The following is a 19,395-nucleotide window of genomic DNA, read 5'->3' as shown; positions in this document are numbered from 1 at the left end:
TTGCCATGGCCCCGCAACCGCCGGATAGTCGCGCCATGTTGATCCGCGCGTTTTCCCTTGCTGTTTGCTGTCTTGTCTCTGGCCCCGCCCGGGCCGAGGTCGTCGTTTTTGCGGCTGCCAGCCTGAAAGAGCCGCTGGATGCGCTGGCGGTGGAATTTGGCGATGTCGTGGTCAGCTATGGCGGCAGCGGGACGATGGCCCGGCAGGTCGCGCTGGGCGCGCCGGCTGATCTGGTGGTTTTGGCCAACGTCGATTGGATGAACGTGCTGGTGGATGGCGGGCATGTCCGGCCTGACAGCATCGGGGATGTGGCCAGCAATGATCTGGTGATGATTGGCGCGGCGAATATGGCGGATGTCGTATTGGACATCGCCGGCATTGGCGCCGCTTTGGGCGATGGGCGCATCGCGGCTGGCCTGACCGAGGCCGTGCCTGCGGGGATTTATGCCAAGCAGGCGCTGATATCGCTGGGCCTTTGGGAGGATATGGCGGATCGTTTGGCCGAGGTGGACAATGTCCGTGCGGCGCTGGCGCTGGTGGCGCGCGGGCAGGCGCCATTGGGGATCGTCTATGCCACTGACGCGCGGGTCAGCGACGGCGTGCGTGTCGTGGCGACATTTCCCGGCGGCAGCCATCAGCCGATCCGCTATGTCGCGGCCCTGACACGCGGTGCGGTGCCCGAGGCGGCGGCGTTTCTGGCGTTCCTGCATGGGCCTGCTGGCCGTGCGGCCTTTGCGGGGGCCGGGTTTTTGCCGCCGGTGGACAGTGTCGAATGACGGATATGTTCGGACCGGCGGAATGGGCGGCGATCTGGCTGTCGCTGCGGGTGGCGCTGGTGGCGATGCTGGGCGCGCTGCCGCTTGCCGTTTGGGTGGCCTTTGTGCTGGCGCGCAAGGTGTTTCCGGGCCGGCAGTTGTTGAATGGCTTGGTGCATTTGCCGTTGGTGTTGCCGCCGGTGGTGACGGGCTATCTGTTGTTGGTTGTCTTTGGCCGCCAAGGGCCGGTCGGGGCGCTGCTCTATGATATATTTGGCATTACTTTGGCGTTCCGCTGGACCGGTGCCGCGCTGGCGGCGGCGATTATGGCGTTTCCGCTGATGGTGCGTGCGATCCGGCTGGCGATCGAGGCCGTCGATCCCGGACTGGAGGATGCCGCCGCGACGCTGGGTGCGTCAAAACGCCGGATTTTCGCGACCGTTACCCTGCCGTTGATCCTGCCGGGGGTATTGGCGGGGGCTGTTCTGGGCTTTGCCAAGGCGCTGGGCGAATTTGGCGCGACGATAACCTTTGTGGCGGCCATTCCGGGGCAGACCCAGACGATTCCATCGGCGATCTATGGGTTGCTGCAAGTGCCCGGCGGCGAACCGGCGGTGCTGCGGCTGGTCATCGTGTCGGTGGTTCTGGCGATGGGTGCGCTGATGATTTCGGAATGGCTGGCGCGGCGCGTGGCCCGCCGGGTAGGTCGCTGATGTTGCAGATTGCCATTCAGCAACGCCTGGGTGATTTCGCGCTGGATGTCGCGTTTACAGCACCCGCCGGGGTGACGGCGATTTTTGGGCGGTCGGGGTCGGGCAAAACGTCTGTCGTGAATGCGGTTGCGGGGTTGTCGGACCCTGACGCAGGCCGGATTGTGGTGGCCGATCAGGTGCTTTTTGACCGTGCACAGCGGATCAACCTGCCGCCGCAGCGCAGGCGCGTGGGCTATGTGTTTCAGGATGCACGCCTGTTTCCGCATATGACGGTCGCCCGCAATCTGTCGTATGGCGGCAGCCATGACGCGGCGCGCGTGATCGAGGTTCTGGGCCTTGGTGATCTGCTGGGCCGTCGCCCGGCTGGGCTTTCCGGCGGTGAGCGGCAGCGCGTGGCGTTGGGGCGCGCATTGATGAGCAATCCGCAGATATTGCTGATGGATGAACCACTTGCCGCACTCGACGCCCCGCGCAAGGCCGAGATTTTGCCCTATCTGGCGCGCCTGCGCGATGCGGTGCAGATCCCCATTCTATATGTCAGCCATGATGTGTCAGAGGTGGCGCGGCTGGCCACGACGCTGGTCATCGTTGACGCCGGCCGGGTGGTCGCCAATGGTCCGGTGGGTGACGTGTTGTCGCGCCCCGAGGCAGTGCCATTGCTGGGCGTGCGCGATGCCGGTGCGGTGATCATGACCAAGGTGGCGGGGCGGTTGCTGGATGATGGGCTGACCGAGCTTGCGTTTTCGGGGGGCCGTATTTTGCTGCCGGGGTCGTTTGGCAAGCTGGGCGACCGGGTGCGACTGCGTATTCCGGCGCAGGATGTCATCCTGTCGCGCACCGCGCCCACGGGGATCAGTGCGCTGAACATTCTGCCGGTGACGATTACGGCGCTGGAACAAGGGCGTGGACCGGGGGTTGCGGTGGGCCTGCGTGCGGGCAATGACAAGTTGCTGGCGCGTGTGACCCGGCGCAGTGCGACGCGGATGGGGCTGGCCGTGGGGCAGCAGGTCTATGCGATCATCAAGGCCACAGCCGTTGGACCCGAAGATGTCGGCGGCTAGGGGTTCAGCGCGGCCTTGATGGCGTTCAGGGTTCGCGCGACGCCGCCTGCATGGTCATTATAGAACCGGGTGATCTGCGCGTCGGTGACCGGGGGGGGATGTTGGACGGTGTCCAATAGCGCGTCTTGGGTCAGGACATGGGTGCAAACCCCGGCGGCGATCGCGTCGGTCGCAGGATAGGCGATGGTCCAGATGTGCGGCCCGACAATGACGGGTTTTTTCAGGGCCAGCGGTTCAATGATATTATGCGCGCCTTTGGTGACAAAGCCGCCGCCGACAATGGCCCGGTCGCACAGGCCAAGGTAAAAATACATCTCGCCCATGGTATCGCCAAGCAGCACATCGACGGCAGGCGCATCGCCGGTCAGGGCAAGGTCCGCATCCAGCAGGGTTGACCGGCGGGCATAGGTCAGGCCGGCGTTGTCCAGCATCTGCGCCACGTCATCAAAGCGTTCCGGCGCGCGGGGCACATAGACGAAAAACGCATCTGGCGTCTGGCGGATCATGTCGATGTAAAGCGCGTCCTCGCCTTCGACCACGCTGGTCAGGGTAAAGCTGGGCCGCCCCTTTGTCAGCCGGTCGCGGATCCTGGCGGCGGCATCCAGATGCGCCTGCGGGATCGGCTGGTCGAAACGCAACTCTCCGGTGACGTGCAGGTTTGGCATGCCGACGGCGGCAAAGCGGCTGCGTTGGTCCTGCGACTTGACGAAGCCGCCCGCAAAACCTTGGAGCAAGGCCGCGCGCAGGCCCAGTCCGGCGGTGTCTTTGTCAAAGCTTTTCTGAGGATATTGCGCGTTGCACATAAAAAGCGGCGTGCCGTGGCGGTGGCACGCCATGATCATGCGGGGCCAAATCTCGATCTCCATCACCAAGCCGTATTTCGGCGCAAATTGGGTCAGGAAGCGCCGATAGGCAAAGCCGTATTCGAAGGGGACCCAGATCACCTGCACCTGACCTGCGGCAATTTCGGCGGCGAATTCGCGCGTGGCTTCGCGCCGTCCGGCGGGGGTGAAATGGGTCGTGACGATGGTTTCGCCCTGCGCCAGCAGCGCCCGGATCAACGGTGTGGCCGAACGCATTTCCCCCAGCGAGACGGCATGCACCCAGACCGCGCCCTTGTGGGGATACTGATAGCGGCCAAAGCGTTCGGCGATGTGTTTTGCATAAAGCGGATCTTTGCGGCCACGGCGCCTGAGGTAAAGCAGGATGACCGGCATCAGGACCCACCAAAGGACGCCATAGACGATCAGGCCTGCGCGAAGTCTGCGGTCGGGGAAGCGGTCAGCCATGCGCGGAACCGAGCAGTTTGAGCAAATCCCGGGCGAGCGTGTCGGTCTGCGTGCTGGCTGCGGCAATGACCTGCGTGGCGTTATGGGCCAGCGATCCGGGGGATTGCACGGCTTGGGCCAGTTGCGGTGCATCGTTGACACGCCGGGCGGCATTTACGTCGTCCAGCATGGCAAAGTCGGTGGCGAAATTCCCGACGCAGGGTCCGTGCAGGATGGCCGTGTGCAACGCGGCGGCCTCCCATGGGTTATGGCCTGCGGTGTTATCAAAGGTGCCGCCAATCAGAACGGTCGGGGTCAGGCGGTAAATCAGGCCAAGATCGCCAAACGTGTCGCACAGCCAGATCGCGTCGTCGATGTCGGGCAATTCGCCTCTGGAACGGCGTTTCAGGGGCAGGTGGCAGGCGGCTGCGATCGCGTCCCGCCGATCAGGAAAGCGCGGCGCGATGATCAGCAGGGCGGTCGGGTCGGTTTGACGCAGCAGATCATGGGCGGCAAGCGCGATGTCTTCATCAGCCCGGTGGGACGGTGCGACGGCCCAGACGGTGCGCCCGGCAAACGCCCCGGCGATAAGGTGCAGTTCGGCGCAATCGCAGGCCAGCGGTACCGCGCCGGGTTTCAGCGACCCGGTGATCGCGACGGGCCCGCGTGCGCCAAGCTGTGTCAGGTGGCCTGCGGTGGCGCTGTCTTGGGCGGTGACACGCGCCATGGCGCGGTAGAGGTCGCGGTACAGGCTGCGGGCCCTGTGGTGGGCCCGGTGGGATTTTGCGTTCATCCGAGCGGCAATCACGGCTTGGGGGATGCCGCGCCGGGCGGCGTCACTGACGAAACCGGGCCAGATGTCCTGCTCGGCCCAGACGCAGAGATCGGGGCGGAAGTGATCCAGAAACCGCCGCCGATAGGGGGGGGCGTCGATGGGCAGGAATTGGTGCAGCGTGCGCGGCGGCAGGTTCTTGGCAAAGACCTGTGCAGAGGCCGCAGTGGTCGAGGTCACGAGGAATGATGCATCGGGCCGCGCGTCGGCCAGCCGCGTGATCAGCCCACGCAGCGATAACACCTCGCCCAGCCCCACGCCATGCAGCCAGATCAACGGGCCATCGGGGCGCGGCCCCAGCGATTGCCCCAGCTTTTCGGTCCAGCGCGCCGGGGTCTCTTTGCCTCGGGCCAAACGTCTGCGCAGCAGGCGCGGGGCGACCAGCGGGAAGGCGTAGCTGATCAGCAGATAAAGCCGCAGTAGATATCCGCGCTTCATGTCAGTCGGCGGCGTCATGGAATGTCTTTTGCAGCGGCGCATCCCAGAATGTGTCTTGTTGCAAGATGGCCGCGAACCGACCCGCCGCGCTGCCGCCGCCAAAGGCGTCGTGCCGGGGGTACGACTGGCCCCATTGGTCGCGCAGGAAACCGGCAATGGCCCCCGTGTCCGTTGCATCGGCAAAAAACACGGAGGGCGATTTGGCCCGGTTGGTCTGACGTGTGCCGATATCCAGCGATGGCAGCCCGATGAACGGCGCCTCGCGCACCCCAGCAGAGGAATTGCCGACCATGACGGCGGCATTTTTCATCAATTCCGAGAAATGCGCGAACCGCATGGACGGCAGGACGCGGAACCGATCCTTGGGCAGTTGATCAATCGCGGCAAAGATATCTGCCGAACCAGGGTCATTGTTGGGCGCGATGACCACAAAGTTCTTGCCGCTGCCGGCAAGTGCGCCAAACAGCGCCGCAGCCTGTTGGCCCATGGTGCCCATTTCGGATGTGACGGGGTGGAACACGCAGATGCCAAAGTCATCAAACGCGATATCATAGCGGGTTTGGACCTGCGGCATGGTCACGCCGGACGGGCCTGCGTGAAAGTCCAGTTCGGGCGACCCGATGGCGTGAATCCGGCCCGATGCCTCGCCCAGTGACATCACGCGGCGGGCGGCGTCATCGGATGAAACAAAGTGATCGCTGGCCAGTTTGCTGTTACAGTGCCGATAGATTTCATCAATGGTTCCAGAGACTTCGCCCCCCTCAATATGGGCGCAGCGAATGTAATTGGTCGCACAGACCAGCGCGCAGGCCAGCGCCTCGACCCGGTCACCATGGATCACGACAAGATCGGGTTGGTGTTCTTTCACAAAGTCGGAAAAGCCGATGACGGTCTTGGCCAGCACCATATCCTGTGGATCACCGGCGCGTTGGTTCAAAAACTCGTGCACCTGCACGCCGGGGGTGCGGTGCACCTCAAGCTTGGTCAGGCCGTAGCGGTCCAGCATATGCATGCCGGTGACAAAAAACGACACCGCGAAACCCGCGTCACGGGTCGCGGTCGCCAAGGGTTCCAGCTTGCCGAAATCGGCCCGGGTTCCGGTGACGAAAAGGATGGAATGCTGCGTTGTCTGTTGTCCGGTCACTGTTCTGCCAAGCCCCACGTTTTGCAGCAATCTAGCGGTAAGAAGCGCGAATGGGAACAAAGCTTAATCGGGAAGTATGGTGGTCAGGATTTCTGCGCTATCTGATCGTCTATTGTGGTCTTGAATTTTTGGGTCGCAGTACGGACCAGTGACAGCATTTCTGGCCGCGCAACGGCATTCGTGATCTCGTCCCGCCAGTTTTTCGCAGTCGCATAGTGGGGCCGCTCGCGATAGTGTCCAAACTTGTTTGAGAATGGCACAGCAAGTGTCTTGCGCCCCATCAGCAGCGCCCAATAAACGCCGTGATATGAATTTGAAACGACGGTTTTCCCGCTGGCGATGAACTGCAATGCGGTTTCCAAGTCGGCGCAGGCGTTTGTTAAAACTGGGATATGTTTGGGGATATCCAAACACATGCCTGTGGTCTTGCCGGCATGGGCGTAAAACACGACATCGTGTACGGGTGCAGGGGGTGTGTCGAAAAACGGCGCCATGCAACTGGAACACGGGGCATAGTCAAAACGTTCGTCGCCGTAGTCACGCGACCCGATCAAATCCATGAGCCTGCGGGATCTGTAGTAGCGTAGTGAGATTGAAAAAGTGCTTAACGTGCCCACGCCCCATGCGATATTCAAACGACCGTTTCCGCGTTGCACGCCTTTGTACGACGACAGACCGCCAAAAATTTTACCCCCACCATAAATGCCGATGTCGTGGTCCGGCGTATTACTTTCGCGAACGTCAGACACCGTCGCATCCCCCCAATCAAAATAATCGAAGGGGGAACAGGACCTGTCACCGACGTTCGTAGTGTCGCGGATGTGCTGAAAATGGAGTTTCAACGTAATTCCTTTTTGTTGGGCCGCAGATGGCCATTCCTTGCCAGCCACCACGCCCGCCTGAAATAATTTGCGGCCTTCAAGCGGTAATGCGGCAGCCGTTTGTACCATTTGAATTTATGCACATCGGCGAACCCGGTCCCGGTGATCGAACTGACGTTGCCGTCGTCTACGTGGGATGAAAACGGCTCTAGCCCGAATTGCCGGAAGTCGTGTTTGAAAAAGCGGTTCAGTTCGTGATCAAGGGCGCGGGTTTGCGGCCACAGGTTGGGCATGATCCGGGCGGCCACATCCTTTTTCAGCAAATATGTGGCGTTGCCCGTAAACGGGCCGACGTAGGCGTTGAGGGTGTAATCGCCCAGCTTGCCCTGGCTGATCGGCAGTTTGGCGCGGATACAGTTGAACCGGACCGTGTCCCAATGGGCCGCACCGGCCAGTGCGGTATCAAGGCTGGCCAGAAAATCATCGTGGAACACCACGTCGTCCTCTAGGATCAGCGCGACCTTGTAATCCGAGGCGATAAACGCCTCCCAGACGGCGACATGGCTGGCAAAGCAGCCCATCTTGCCGGGCAGGATCGGGCTGCCCATATTGCGGGCGTAGGCGGCGGCGTCGGCGCGCTTGGCCAGTTCGGCGGCGTGATCCTTGCCATAGATCGCGTCAAAACGGGTATAGGTCAGGCCCATGGCATCTAGCTGTGTTTTCATGCCCGCCAGCCGGTCGCTGTCGCGGGCCAGATTGATCAGCCATATCCCCACATCCGCGCGTGTCAGCGGTGCGTCAGCCATCCAGATCGCTCCATTTCAGTTGGGTGTTGCGGGGCAGGGCGCGGGTGGTTGTCTTGCCCACGACCTTGTCGAAATCAAAGCCCGCAATTTCGCCCGAACCGGGGCGGCGCGCCCAGATGTCGGCCTCGGTGATCAGATGGCCTGCGGGCAGATCACGGTCTGCGACGACAGAGGCGCGGGCAAAGCGGTACACGTCTTCTTCGGCGGCGGTGCGTTGTTTGGGGTTCATCAGGGCGGTGTGGATTTCGCGCGATCGGTCGATGATATGGCGCAGTTCGGACGGGTCCATCGAATTGATGATATCGGGCCCCTTGCGGTAGCGCGTATCGGTGTAGTGCCGTTCAAGGATGCAGGCCCCAAGGGCCACCGAAGCCAGCGCCATTTCCGGGCCAATGGAATGGTCTGAAAATCCCACGACCGCATTGGGGAATGCGTTTTTGAGGTCTGTAACGCCTTGTAAGGAAACGATTTCCGGCGGTGACGGGTAAAGATTTGTACATTCCAGCAGGGCGTATTCGATCCCCGCCTTGTCCAAGATATCGACCGAAGCGCGGATCGTTTCGATGCTTTGCATGCCGGTGGACATGATCACAGGTTTGCCCATCCGCGCGATATGCCGGATCAGCGGCAGGTTGTCTGCCTCGCCCGACCCGATCTTGAAGGCGGGGACGTCCAGATCGTACAGAAAATCGGCGGCCGCCCGGCTGAACGGTGTCGAAATCCAGATCATGCCAAGGCTTTCGGTATAGCGTTTCAGCTCCGTCTCATCCTCAAGCGACAGCGCGCAGGCTGCCATGACATCCCAGATTGACACATCGGCGTTGGGCGGAAAGATCGACTTGGCCTCTTGGGTCATCTCGTCTTCGATGATGTGGGTCTGGTGCTTGATCATCTCGCATCCCGACCCTGCGGCAAGGCGGACCATTTCCTTGGCCACGGCCAGATCGCCGCCATGGTTGATCCCGATTTCGGCGATCACCAGCGGGGGGTGCTTTGGTCCGATGTCGCGGCCTGCTATTTTCATCTCTCGGCTCCTGCCTTGTGGGTTTGAACGATGTCTATTGTGTTTGTCGCAAGGGGGCAATTGTCCCAAGCCATTGCATTGCCCCGCGTCATGGTCCAATTGAGGCAAAACCCGTGATACTAGGCGCTGCATGCTTCGCAAACTTTTTCAAATACTGGACGAGAAAGAGCGCGATCTGCGCGCGTCGTTTGGCCATGACATCACCGATCTAATCGAGCGGAAGCGGTCGGAACGCCATTTGAACTGGCTTGACCACGGCATTCTGCGCAAACACTGGCACAATTTTGTGGAATTCGCCCCCGGTGCGTATCGGTCGAACCATCCCAATCACGCACGTTTCACGCGATACGCCGACCTGGGGATCAAGACGGTGTTGAACCTGCGCGGCGTTGCGCAACAGCCGCATTACCTGTTCGAGGTGGAAAGCTGCGAGACGCTTGGCATGACCCTGGTGACCACGCAGATGGCGGCGCGGCGCGCGCCAATGGTGAAAGAGCTGGTCGCGGTGATGGCGGCATTTGATACCATTGAGCGACCGTTTTTGATGCACTGCAAATCAGGCGCCGACCGGACCGGGCTGGCCGCTGCGATCTATCTGATGCTGCACGAAGGTGCCCCGCTTGCGGTCGCGCAAAAGCAGTTGAGTTTCCGTTACTTGCATATCCGTCGTACCAGCACGGGGATTCTGGACCATTTTCTGGATGTTTACGCCGCGCGCCTGGCCCAGTCACCGATTGCAATTGATGATTGGATCACGACGGAATACGACCCTGACGGATTGACCGCCAGCTTTGCGGCCAAGCAGGCCGGGCTGCGGTTCTGGCAGGGCTGGCGTTAGGCTGGCGCGCGCAGGCCTTCGGCAATCTGGCGCCCCAGAAGGAATGCGATCACGTCCCAGTCAAAGGGGCTGTCCACATCCAAACCGCGTTCGTTGGGGACGATCAGCGGGATGACATGCCCTTCGAACAGGCGTTGCGCGGTGCGCAGGTAGGCCGGTTTCACCACATACACGAGGCCCACGTGATCATAGACCATCGGCGCCTGCTGTCGCGCGACGACGCCGTGGGGCAGGGGTTTTGAAACCTGCAGCGCGCCATTTTGGTCGGTCTCCAGCATGTTGAAATACGGGTTTTTGCGGCTTTCGCAGCACGACATCACCATGTCCGGCTGGGCGCGTGCAAAAAGGTCGAGCCCTGCGTCGATATCCTGCGGCAGACGCAGGGGCGATGTGCAGTCCAGATCCAGAAACGCATCCGCTGGGCCGGTTTGTTTTTCGACCTCGGCCAGAGCATGTTGCCAGACGTGCCATTTGGCCGCCGTGTCAGTGGCAAGTGCGGCGGGCCGCAGGCCGATGTCGCGGCAACCGCGTTTGATCGCATGGGCATGGATTTCCTCAGAATCGGTCGAAACAACCACGTGATCCACCCGATCGCTGTCAAAAAGCTGGTCGAGTGACCAGTCGATGAGGTGCTTTCCGTGCAGCATGCGAAAATTCTTGTTCGGTACGCCCTTGCTGCCTGCGCGGGCGCCAATGTGTCCAATGATCATGCTGTATTACTCCGGCTGTGATGCGGACCTTTGACCAACAAGGGCGCTGCGGTCAATGACGATCTGCCAGCTGTCGCGCAGGCATCCCCAGCGGTGGTTTGCGAGCGGGAAGACGCCCCGGTGGCTGACACAAGCAGTCTGTCCGCAAGTGGTGTTTCTTGCGGGGCTCAGTCCTTTGGAGCCTCGCGTATCCGCTGCAAGGCACCGGGGCAAAGGCGCTGCATTGCCGCCGGGGCCACGCTGGCCCCGTCCATGTCCAACACGGTGATATGGCCGTTGTGCCGTATGAGTACATAAACCGGGGTCTTGTTGCCGTGCAGCAGCATGGTTGCACCCACCTGTCGCGCATGGGTCGTGCCGCGCGACACCACGATGAGCGTACGACCGCCAATCTGTAGCGGATCGCTCAGGGTATATGTCATCGCGCGGGGCCGAAAGCGTGCCAAAGCAAGCCGACGACGGGCCACAGGAAGACAATTGGGATCACCCGGCCACTTAGCTCGGCGGCCCCCCGCAAGCAGGCCGCACTGAAATTCGGGCGCAGTGTGATGTCACCGCCAACCGCGTAGATCAGCGGGGTCAGTTGCCCATAGATAATCCCTGTGTCAGCCGGATCGCGCAACCCGAATTCGGCGTCGATATGCAGCTTTTCGATATGAACGGCGCTGACCATCTGGCCCAGTGCTGTGGGCAATTGCGTGATCGCACCTGCCCGAATGGCCCGGCTACGGCGCGTCCGATCAGGCTTTTTCCGAGGTTTCTTTTTGGCCGATGCCGGCTGGCGTCGTGTGCTGTCGAAAATGCGCAGTGGAAAAAAGACCCCGCCAAACGGCCACACGACAATGAAAAACCGCATGGCGGGGTCGCTCTGAAATGACAATCGCAACCTGAGGGGCAGGGCCAGAAACAGGACGATAATGGCCAGAAAGGCAGCGATGAGCCAGCTCAGAACCATGAGGGCGGTCAACATCGGACCACCCTAATCTTGCGCGGCAGATCCGCGGTCACGCTTTGACGGCTTGTCGAGCGCGTGTGCTGCGGCATCCCCCAGCGCCTCGGCCAGCCCCGACATGGCGCCCTTGACCGCCTCGACGCGGGCGCCTTTGGCATCAATGATGATGGCACCGATCGGTTTGATACCGCCACCGCCGCCCGTGCCGCCACCGTCGCCTGCTTTGGTCCCCGAGGTGCCGCCAGCGCCAAAGCCAAAGCCATAGCTGACCATCGGAATGATGGTCGAGCCGTCTTTTTCAATCGGATCACCCAGCACGTTCTTGGCGTTCAGGAGACGGTCAAGCTCTTCGACTGTATTCTTGAGGAGTTGTTCGACGTTTGTCATTGCATGCTCCGGTTCGGGTTGATGTTGGTGCCGTTGATATCGGCTTCGGCGCAGGCCTGATTGATTTACGTCAACCGTTTGCCGGGCTGCGCGAATCGCGGTCGGGGGTGATGCCACCGGCTTGGTTGACGCAGGGTGAATCGTGGTTGGATAGCTGCAATCGGGCGCCCCAACCGGCAAAGAGTCGCATATTTTTGTCAAATCGGCGCTGCAACGCTATTTCGCCACGCAGACAATAAGCCTATAGTCATTTGAAAATGTGGGAATAAACTTGCCCTATCTGCTATACCGCTGCTTGGGAGGCTGCTGCCATGATCCGTTCTGAACTGATCCAAAAACTTGCCGACGAAAATCCGCATCTGTATCAACGCGACGTCGAGAAGATCGTGAATACCATTTTTGAAGAGATCACCGGCGCCATGGCGCGGGGTGAGCGTGTGGAATTGCGTGGCTTTGGCGCGTTTTCGGTGAAAAAGCGGGATGAGCGGACCGGCCGAAACCCAAGGACGGGTGAATCGGTGCAGGTGGACGAAAAACACGTCCCGTTTTTCAAGACCGGCAAGCTCTTGCGGGACCGTTTGAACGGCAACTGAGGGAACGTCATGAAAACACTACGCTATGCCTTTTGGGCCATCGTTGGTCTTTGTCTTATTCTGATTGGACTGGCAAACCGTGACGTGGTCACGGTGCGTGCGATGCCCACGGCGCTTGCCGATCTGCTTGGTCTGTCGCCTGACATCGCGCTGCCGCTGTTCGTGGTCATCTTTTTGGGCGTTGGTGCGGGCTTGCTGATCGGTTTTCTGTGGGAGTGGGTCCGTGAACATCGCATGCGTGCGCATGCGCGGGTCAAAACACGCGAGGCCGAGGCGTTGCGCAGCGAGGTCGCACAGCTGCGCGGTGCCGCCGCAGCCGCCAAGGGCGACGATGTGCTGGCCTTGTTGGATAAAGCCGGCTGATGCCATCTGACGTGCGGGTAAAAATCTGCGGGCTGCGTGATCAGGCGATGATGCAGGCGGCAGTCGATGCTGGCGCGGCCTATGTCGGGCTGGTATTTTTCCCAAAATCACCGCGAAATGTGACCATTCGGCAGGCGGCGGCCATTGCCGGGGAGGTCCCGGTCGGTCTGGCCAAGGTGGGGCTGGTCGTGAATGCGGACGATGCCCAACTGGACGCCATTTTGGCCGATGTGCCGCTGGATATCTTGCAATTGCATGGCACCGAGACGCCCGCGCGCGTGGCCGCCATTCGGGCCCGCTATGGCTTGCCGGTGATGAAGGCGGTGGGGGTTGCCGATGCAGGCGACTTGGCCGCGCTGGACGTTTATGCGCAAGTGGCCGACCAGCTATTGGTCGATGCCAAGCCGCCGAAAGACGCGGATCTGCCGGGCGGGAACGGTCTGGCTTTTGACTGGCGGTTGATTGCCGGGCGGCGTTGGCCGGTGCCATGGATGCTGGCCGGCGGGCTGACGGCCGATAATGTTGCGGCGGCCATTACGCTGACCGGCGCGCGGCAGGTGGATGTGTCGTCCGGGGTGGAAACGGTGCCGGGCATCAAGGATCCAGACATGATCGCGGCCTTTTGTCAGGCGGCGCATGGCACCAATGAAACCCCAGACTGACCGACGCTGCGGCCCGATGTCTGCTTTACCATTGCGCTGCATGGCGATAATGCTGGATTTCGCAAAGTAAGAGGTGCCCGATGGCCAACGATCTTTTCAACAGCTTCATGACAGGCCCCGACGAAAAGGGGCGTTTTGGCGATTTTGGCGGGCGTTTCGTGTCCGAAACCCTGATGCCGCTGATCCTTGAGTTGGAAGAGCAGTACGAGCATGCCAAGACCGACGAAAGCTTCTGGGCCGAAATGCAGGACCTTTGGACCAACTACGTTGGCCGTCCCAGCCCGCTTTACCATGCGGAACGTCTGACCCAACACTTGGGCGGTGCCAAGATTTACCTCAAGCGCGACGAGCTGAACCACACCGGCGCGCATAAGATCAACAACGTGCTGGGGCAAATCATCCTTGCACGTCGCATGGGCAAGACCCGTATCATTGCGGAAACCGGCGCGGGGCAGCACGGCGTTGCAACCGCCACCGTCTGCGCAAAATTCGGTTTGAAATGTATCGTCTACATGGGTGCCCATGATGTCGAACGGCAGGCGCCCAATGTGTTCCGCATGCGCCTGCTGGGCGCAGAGGTGGTGCCGGTGACATCGGGTCGCGGCACGCTCAAGGATGCGATGAATGATGCGCTGCGCGATTGGGTGACCAATGTCCGTGACACATTCTATTGCATCGGTACGGTCGCCGGGCCGCACCCCTATCCCGCGATGGTACGTGATTTTCAGGCAATCATCGGCAAGGAAACCAAAGAACAGATGCAGGCCGCCGAAGGCCGTTTGCCCGACACATTGATCGCCGCAATTGGTGGCGGTTCCAACGCGATGGGGCTGTTTTATCCGTTTCTTGACGACAAAGACGTGAACATCATCGGGGTCGAGGCGGGCGGCAAAGGCGTGAACGCCAAAATGGAGCATTGCGCATCGCTGACGGGCGGACGTCCCGGCGTGCTGCATGGCAACCGCACCTATTTGTTGCAAGATGATGTGGGACAAATCCTTGAGGGGTTTTCGATTTCTGCCGGGCTCGACTATCCGGGAATTGGACCAGAGCACGCCTGGCTGCATGACATAGGGCGCGCGAAATATGTTGCGATTACCGATGTTGAAGCGCTGGAGGCGTTCCAGCTTTGCTGTGCCCTCGAGGGAATCATTCCCGCGCTCGAACCGTCCCATGCACTGGCCCATGTGATGAAAATTGCACCCGATCTGCCCAACGATCATCTGTTGGTGATGAATATGTGTGGGCGTGGTGACAAAGATATCTTTACGGTCGCCAAGCACCTTGGCTTTGACATGAAGATCTGATCAGGCAAGCCAGACACCGGCATAAACTCTGGTTTATGCCGGTGGGCCATCGGTTTATACTGCCCCGATTAAACCTCTGACCCATAGCGACGGCTGGTGGTTCATGCGTTTCTGTTTGGCGACGGTCTGCACAAGGCAGGTCCGCATCTCCAAAAGGAAACTGACGATGAAAAACCTACTTCTTTCTACCACCGCCGCGTTGGCATTTGCAGCGAGCGCCGTTTACGCGGACACCATTGCCGAGCAGGTCATTTCACAACTTCAGGCCGAAGGCTATGAGCGTATCGAGATATCAAGCAGCAGTTCCCGTGTCGAAGTTGAAGCAATCCGCGACGGTATGAAGCTTGAAGTCACATACGATGCCGTGACCGGCGAAATTTTGGAGCAGGAAGTGCGCCCCGTCAACGACAGCGACGATACGACCCCCGGTATCGAGATCGACGGCCAGGATGACGATTCCAGCGACGACGATGAAGATGAAAACGACGATGACGACAGCGACGATGACGATGAAGACGACGATGAAAATGATGATGACGATGAAGACGAGGATGAAGACGACGACAGCGACGACAGCGACGACAGCGACGACAGCGATGATGGCGATGATGATTAGTCATCTCGTGCTGTCCAACGTGCGCCCGGTCGTGTAATGGAGAAGCTATGTTAAAGAGGCTGATCATATGTCTCGTGTTGATTGGGGCGCCGCTCGCGGCGGCGGCCCAATCCGTGCAGGATGCTATTGTGTCGCAACTGCGCACACAGGGGTTTTCTGAAATCACGATGAACCGCACCTGGCTTGGCCGCGTCCGCGTTGTCGCGCTCAGTGATACGTTGCGCAGGGAGTTGGTCTTTAATCCGCAAACCGGCGAGATTTTGCGTGACTATTGGGTGACGCTGGAAGAAGGAAAAGATGATGGGCGTTCCCCGCAGATTTTCGACCCCAGTGACAATGATACTGATTCAACCCGTGACGACGACGACGACACCTCATCGCAAGACGACGATGATAACGATGATAGCGGTGACGACGATGGCGATGATTCCAAAGATGATGGCAGTGACGAATCAGACGAGAGCGATGACAATGATGACGAAGATGACTGAGCGTCGTGCAGTCTAAGGAGAACGATGCGTGACAGGGCGCTGGTATGTCTTGGCCATTGTGGTCGTGCAGGTGCTATGCGCCGTGTTTTTCGTCGCCCAGATATTGGCATCCGTGTTGGGGTTGGCCCCGATAAGCTGGCAATTCCACGAGCTGATCGAGCTTGGCGCGGCGCTTGGGCTGTTGTTGGGGGTGCTGCTGGGTTGGATGGTCCTGCGTAAAACGATGGCCCGCAACCTGCATGTCGAAGACCAGTTGCGGCTCGCCTCGGGCGCATTTCGTGATGTGATGGAAGAACGCTTTGCCAGTTGGGGGCTGACCCCGGCCGAGCATGACGTGGCGCTTTTCGCGGTCAAGGGCATGTCGACACAGGAAATTGCCGGGCTGCGACAGGTCAGCGAAGGCACCATCAAGGCCCAGACCAACGCGATTTACCGCAAGGCCGGTGTGGCCGGTCGTCCCCAGCTACTGAGCCTGTTTATTGACGAGCTAATGGTCGATATCACGCCCAATAGCTGATTATTCAGCTTTCCAGCGGCAGCGCATTCTGGTGCAGCACATCAATCGGCACGATATCCAGCGCCCGCACATGGGTAGCATAAAGGTTGACCTGCGGCGCGCAGCCTTCCTCGTGGGCTTGCAGGAACCGGCTGGCACATAAACACCAGCTGTCCCCTGTCTTCAGCCCCGCAAAACCATATTCGGGACGGGGCGTGCTGAGGTCATTGCCGACGTATTTTGAAAACGCCAGAAATTCGGCTGTCATCACGGCGCATACCGTATGGCTGCCGTGATCGGCCGCGCAGGTATCACAGGCGCCATTGCGGAAAAAACCGGTCATGGGATCAGTCGAACAGGGCGCCAGCGTGCTGCCAAGGACGTTGAAGGACGGGTCTTTTTCCATATCAGTCAATACTTTCTGCAATCAGTCGAAACATGGCTTCGTTTTGCTGGTCAACACCGGCATCCCGAAATGCCCGGTCGGCGGCATGTACCGCAATAACCACATCATTGATGCGGTCAATATAGATGTATTGCCCATAAATGCCACGGGCCATGAACTGCCCGGTTTGTGCCCCGACCGGCACCCACCATTGATACCCATAGCCAGTGGCACCGGGCGCTGTGCGCGCGCTGGGCACTGTCGATAGGTCGATCCAATCGGCGGGCACAATCTGTTGGCCATTCCAGCGCCCCCCATTGGCGATCATCTGACCAAAGCGGGCGTTGTCGCGGGTGGTCGTGCTTAACCCGCCCAGCACAAACGCCACACCATAGCCGTCGGTCACGTAATATGGATCTGCTTGCGGCCCCATCGGCGCAATGATTTTTTCGGTCAAAAGGTCGGGAATGTCGCGCCCGGTGGCCCCGCGGATCACCATCCCGATGACATGGGTGTCAATCGACACATACTTCCACGTGGTGCCCGGTGCGGCAAAGCTGTCCATCTGGTCTGCGGCAAACCGATCCATCGACCCACCCAGCGCCAGCACACGGCCCATGCGGTTGATATCGGAAAAGAAGGCGAGATAGTCCTCGTCAAATGTCACGCCAGACGACATCTGCAAGACGTCCTTGATGCTGGCGCGATCATAGGCCGTGCCCGTCAGCGTCGGGGCGTACCGGATCACGGGATCGTCAATGCTGCCGACGGCCCCTTCGTCGAGCAGCACCCCCAGCAGCGCCGACAGATAGCTTTTTGACACCGACCAGTTGATCCGCAAATCATCGGGTCCGGTGCCAAGATAATAGTCGTCAAAGACTACTTTTCCGGCTTTGAGGATAACAAGCGCGGTGACATCGCGTGCGGCAATCCAATCGACCGCCGCGTCAGGCAGGGTGGTCGGCTGCCCCATCGGCAGCGGGGTCTGGCCGCTGGTGCCGCGCGGCAGGGTCCTGCTCCGGAACGCGCTGTCCATATGTGAAAAGTTGGCGATGATTGTCTCTTCGGAAAACAGGCTGTTCACCGCCGATAAACGCGCCAGCGCGTCACGTTTCCAGATGCCCAGAACGGTCAGGGCGAGCGCCAGTGAAGCAATCACCCCAATGGCCCATTTCCAACGTGTTTTCATCTTGTGTCCTTTCGCGCCTGCCCACCTTGTTGCGATTGCGCAAGGCGTTGCAATGGGGTGGCGCGTTTACGGCGCATCCCAAATGACCCAGCGGCCATGAAAGTCGGCGCGGCCCAAGGGGATATGCAGGTCATCGGGCCACAGCCGCAGGGTTAACGCAGGGGTGTCTGGCCCGAATGTCGCGTGTCCGATACGCAGCGCAAAATGATCCCACATCAGGTTCAACCCGGCACTGGCACCCAGTTCCGACAGGTGGATTGGCAGGCCAAATCGCGCAGCCGGGCCTGCGTCACCGGAAACGATCCACCAGTTTCTGCATGGCACTGCGTGCGTCAGGTGCGGGTTCGGGCGGGGTATCCGGCACCTTGGCCGTCGGTTTGCTGGTCGACGACCGGGGCGGCGCAGTGCGCAGGGCAACGGCGTTCAAAAACCGCTCTCCATCGCCATCGACCAAATGGGCGATGCCATCGCTGATCCCGCGCAATTCATCATCCAGCCAGTCCTGATCTGCCTTTGCAAAGTCATGCAGCACGTAGGCGGGCACCGCGTCTTTGTGGCCCGGATGACCGACCCCCATCCGCACCCGCTGATAATCGGGCCCGATATGCCCATGGATCGACCGCAAGCCATTGTGGCCGGCATGGCCGCCACCTGTCTTTAGTCGGACCTTGGCCGGTGCCAGATCAATTTCATCATGAAAGACGATCACATTGCCCGATGTCAGCTTGAGATACCGCATCGCGTCGCCCACCGATTGGCCGGACAGGTTCATAAATGTTTCGGGTTTCAACAGGGTCACCTTGTCGGACCCAACCCGTCCTTCGGCAATCTGGCCCTGAAATTTGGACCGCCAGGCGCTGAACCCATGGTCTGCGGCAATGCGATCCACCGCCATAAAACCAATGTTATGGCGGTTATTTGCGTATTTCGCGCCCGGATTCCCAAGACCAACAATCAACTTCATGAATCATACGTTAATCTATGCCGCAGTGCGGCGCTAGTGGGTCGTCTTACAAAGCGCGGGATCGGTCAGGACATGACAATCCGCCGGCACGCTGTCGATCGGTTAACATCCTCACGGCACCCAGAGTGCCGTGATCCAATAATCTGTCGCGGATCGTCGAAATCAAGTCTCGGACCCGTCGGGTTGCGTAAATACCAGAGTCCAGATTTCCATCCGTATGAATTGAGTTATCCGAGACCAAGGTGCGCAAATCAACAACAGGCGGCACGTCTCTGGCCGCATGGGCAAAGCTGCTCACGTATGAAAGGATATGCGTCTTCTCCGTTCCATGTCGGCCAAACGGGACGCGAAGATATGTGTTCTCGAGGGTGCCATCAATGCGACGAACCGCAACCAGGCTTTTTGCTTGTTCGTCCGGTGTCAGATATCCAGATCGCTTTGATATTTTTGGTGCAGGGCGACCGCGCTTGATGGTTTCCTTTTTCATGAACTTCCGCACCCCATCCATGATCAAGTTCATCTCCAATCAATTTTCGTGGCAAAGGGTACTGATCATTGCACGGGCAACATACCCCCTGTG

At 60.1% G+C, this 19,395-nt stretch carries 26 protein-coding genes; 11 read left to right on the top strand and 15 right to left on the bottom strand.

Annotated features, from left to right (window positions below; translation table 11 throughout):
* The first annotated feature begins 5 nt into the window (after nt 1-5).
* The 3 genes from modA to modC are packed head-to-tail and all read left to right on the top strand — an operon-like array spanning nt 6 to nt 2,529.
* A complete protein-coding gene (gene modA / locus QZ196_RS02450; RefSeq protein ID WP_296423523.1) occupies nt 6-776 on the top strand; it encodes a molybdate ABC transporter substrate-binding protein in 771 nt (256 codons plus the stop codon).
* Nucleotides 773-1,468 (top strand): molybdate ABC transporter permease subunit, encoded by a 696-nt coding sequence (gene modB, locus QZ196_RS02445; protein ID WP_296423521.1) that lies wholly within the window; start codon nt 773-775, stop codon nt 1,466-1,468. The genes modA and modB overlap by 4 nt, the downstream gene beginning before the upstream one ends.
* Nucleotides 1,468-2,529, top strand: a complete 1,062-nt coding sequence (gene modC, locus QZ196_RS02440) for a molybdenum ABC transporter ATP-binding protein (protein ID WP_296423519.1) — start codon at nt 1,468-1,470, stop codon at nt 2,527-2,529. The genes modB and modC overlap by 1 nt, the downstream gene beginning before the upstream one ends.
* Here modC and QZ196_RS02435 read toward each other — a convergent pair.
* From QZ196_RS02435 to QZ196_RS02410, 6 genes are all read right to left on the bottom strand, one after another.
* Entirely contained in the window at nt 2,526-3,818 is a 1,293-nt protein-coding gene (locus QZ196_RS02435) for a glycosyltransferase N-terminal domain-containing protein (protein ID WP_296423517.1), read from the bottom strand. The two genes, modC and QZ196_RS02435, sit on opposite strands and share 4 nt — an antisense overlap.
* Nucleotides 3,811-5,085, bottom strand: a complete 1,275-nt coding sequence (locus QZ196_RS02430) for a glycosyltransferase N-terminal domain-containing protein (protein WP_296423515.1) — start codon at nt 5,083-5,085, stop codon at nt 3,811-3,813. The genes QZ196_RS02435 and QZ196_RS02430 overlap by 8 nt, the downstream gene beginning before the upstream one ends.
* Entirely contained in the window at nt 5,069-6,211 is a 1,143-nt protein-coding gene (gene neuC / locus QZ196_RS02425) for a UDP-N-acetylglucosamine 2-epimerase (protein ID WP_296423513.1), read from the bottom strand. Before neuC ends, QZ196_RS02430 begins: the two co-directional genes overlap by 17 nt.
* Nucleotides 6,212-6,294: 83 nt before the next feature.
* Nucleotides 6,295-7,053, bottom strand: coding sequence for a hypothetical protein (locus QZ196_RS02420; RefSeq protein WP_296423511.1), 759 nt, complete (start codon nt 7,051-7,053; stop codon nt 6,295-6,297).
* Entirely contained in the window at nt 7,050-7,838 is a 789-nt protein-coding gene (locus QZ196_RS02415; protein ID WP_296423509.1) for a glycosyltransferase family 25 protein, read from the bottom strand. The genes QZ196_RS02420 and QZ196_RS02415 overlap by 4 nt, the downstream gene beginning before the upstream one ends.
* Nucleotides 7,831-8,862 (bottom strand): N-acetylneuraminate synthase family protein, encoded by a 1,032-nt coding sequence (locus tag QZ196_RS02410; RefSeq protein WP_296423508.1) that lies wholly within the window; start codon nt 8,860-8,862, stop codon nt 7,831-7,833. Before QZ196_RS02410 ends, QZ196_RS02415 begins: the two co-directional genes overlap by 8 nt.
* 130 nt (nt 8,863-8,992) lie before the next feature.
* On the opposite strand from QZ196_RS02410, the gene QZ196_RS02405 reads away from it, so the two are divergent.
* Nucleotides 8,993-9,700 (top strand): tyrosine-protein phosphatase, encoded by a 708-nt coding sequence (locus tag QZ196_RS02405; RefSeq protein ID WP_296423505.1) that lies wholly within the window; start codon nt 8,993-8,995, stop codon nt 9,698-9,700.
* Here the strand turns inward: QZ196_RS02405 and QZ196_RS02400 are convergent.
* The 4 genes from QZ196_RS02400 to QZ196_RS02385 form a co-directional block, all read right to left on the bottom strand.
* Nucleotides 9,697-10,410: an acylneuraminate cytidylyltransferase family protein gene (locus QZ196_RS02400; RefSeq protein ID WP_296423503.1), complete on the bottom strand. Its 714-nt coding sequence runs from the start codon at nt 10,408-10,410 to the stop codon at nt 9,697-9,699. The genes QZ196_RS02405 and QZ196_RS02400 overlap by 4 nt on opposite strands.
* A 167-nt stretch (nt 10,411-10,577) precedes the next feature.
* The gene (locus QZ196_RS02395) at nt 10,578-10,832 is read right to left on the bottom strand and encodes a hypothetical protein (RefSeq protein ID WP_296423501.1); all 255 of its coding nucleotides are present in this window, start codon (nt 10,830-10,832) and stop codon (nt 10,578-10,580) included.
* A complete protein-coding gene (locus QZ196_RS02390; protein WP_296423499.1) occupies nt 10,829-11,380 on the bottom strand; it encodes a DUF2953 domain-containing protein in 552 nt (183 codons plus the stop codon). The genes QZ196_RS02395 and QZ196_RS02390 overlap by 4 nt, the downstream gene beginning before the upstream one ends.
* A gap of 9 nt (nt 11,381-11,389) precedes the next feature.
* Complete coding sequence (locus QZ196_RS02385; RefSeq protein WP_296423497.1) at nt 11,390-11,749, bottom strand: spore germination protein GerW family protein; 360 nt, start codon at nt 11,747-11,749, stop codon at nt 11,390-11,392.
* 311 nt (nt 11,750-12,060) lie between these two features.
* Here QZ196_RS02385 and ihfB point away from each other — a divergent pair, with 311 nt between their 5' ends.
* The 7 genes from ihfB (at nt 12,061) to QZ196_RS02350 (ending at nt 16,298) form a co-directional block, all read left to right on the top strand.
* Nucleotides 12,061-12,342, top strand: coding sequence for an integration host factor subunit beta (gene ihfB, locus QZ196_RS02380; RefSeq protein WP_296423495.1), 282 nt, complete (start codon nt 12,061-12,063; stop codon nt 12,340-12,342).
* A gap of 9 nt (nt 12,343-12,351) precedes the next feature.
* Entirely contained in the window at nt 12,352-12,705 is a 354-nt protein-coding gene (locus QZ196_RS02375) for a LapA family protein (protein ID WP_296423493.1), read from the top strand.
* Nucleotides 12,705-13,367: a phosphoribosylanthranilate isomerase gene (locus QZ196_RS02370; protein ID WP_296423491.1), complete on the top strand. Its 663-nt coding sequence runs from the start codon at nt 12,705-12,707 to the stop codon at nt 13,365-13,367. The genes QZ196_RS02375 and QZ196_RS02370 overlap by 1 nt, the downstream gene beginning before the upstream one ends.
* A gap of 80 nt (nt 13,368-13,447) precedes the next feature.
* Complete coding sequence (gene trpB / locus QZ196_RS02365; protein ID WP_296423489.1) at nt 13,448-14,674, top strand: tryptophan synthase subunit beta; 1,227 nt, start codon at nt 13,448-13,450, stop codon at nt 14,672-14,674.
* A gap of 166 nt (nt 14,675-14,840) precedes the next feature.
* Nucleotides 14,841-15,290 (top strand): PepSY domain-containing protein, encoded by a 450-nt coding sequence (locus QZ196_RS02360; RefSeq protein WP_296423487.1) that lies wholly within the window; start codon nt 14,841-14,843, stop codon nt 15,288-15,290.
* 47 nt (nt 15,291-15,337) lie between these two features.
* Nucleotides 15,338-15,781, top strand: a complete 444-nt coding sequence (locus QZ196_RS02355; protein ID WP_296423485.1) for a hypothetical protein — start codon at nt 15,338-15,340, stop codon at nt 15,779-15,781.
* Between the two features lie 28 nt (nt 15,782-15,809).
* Nucleotides 15,810-16,298, top strand: coding sequence for a helix-turn-helix transcriptional regulator (locus QZ196_RS02350; protein ID WP_296423483.1), 489 nt, complete (start codon nt 15,810-15,812; stop codon nt 16,296-16,298).
* Nucleotides 16,299-16,302: 4 nt separating this feature from the next.
* Here the strand turns inward: QZ196_RS02350 and QZ196_RS02345 are convergent, their stop codons facing one another.
* The 5 genes from QZ196_RS02345 to QZ196_RS02325 form a co-directional block, all read right to left on the bottom strand.
* Nucleotides 16,303-16,683, bottom strand: coding sequence for a DUF2237 domain-containing protein (locus QZ196_RS02345; RefSeq protein WP_296423481.1), 381 nt, complete (start codon nt 16,681-16,683; stop codon nt 16,303-16,305).
* A 1-nt stretch (nt 16,684) separates the two neighbouring features.
* On the bottom strand, nt 16,685-17,851 hold the full coding sequence (locus tag QZ196_RS02340) for a serine hydrolase (protein ID WP_296423479.1): 1,167 nt from the start codon (nt 17,849-17,851) through the stop codon (nt 16,685-16,687).
* A gap of 66 nt (nt 17,852-17,917) precedes the next feature.
* Nucleotides 17,918-18,175, bottom strand: a complete 258-nt coding sequence (locus QZ196_RS17545; protein ID WP_366510940.1) for a DUF2332 family protein — start codon at nt 18,173-18,175, stop codon at nt 17,918-17,920.
* Nucleotides 18,141-18,815 (bottom strand): aminoacyl-tRNA hydrolase, encoded by a 675-nt coding sequence (pth, locus tag QZ196_RS02330; protein WP_296423477.1) that lies wholly within the window; start codon nt 18,813-18,815, stop codon nt 18,141-18,143. Before pth ends, QZ196_RS17545 begins: the two co-directional genes overlap by 35 nt.
* Nucleotides 18,816-18,861: 46 nt before the next feature.
* Nucleotides 18,862-19,335, bottom strand: a complete 474-nt coding sequence (locus QZ196_RS02325) for a hypothetical protein (RefSeq protein ID WP_296423476.1) — start codon at nt 19,333-19,335, stop codon at nt 18,862-18,864.
* Between the last annotated feature and the right edge of the window lie 60 nt (nt 19,336-19,395).

The sequence above is a fragment of the Yoonia sp. genome (assembly GCF_017854565.1).
Taxonomy (GTDB): Bacteria; Pseudomonadota; Alphaproteobacteria; order Rhodobacterales; family Rhodobacteraceae; genus Yoonia.
Note: the sequence above shows the minus strand (reverse complement) of the source record. Positions and strands in the feature narration are given on the sequence as shown.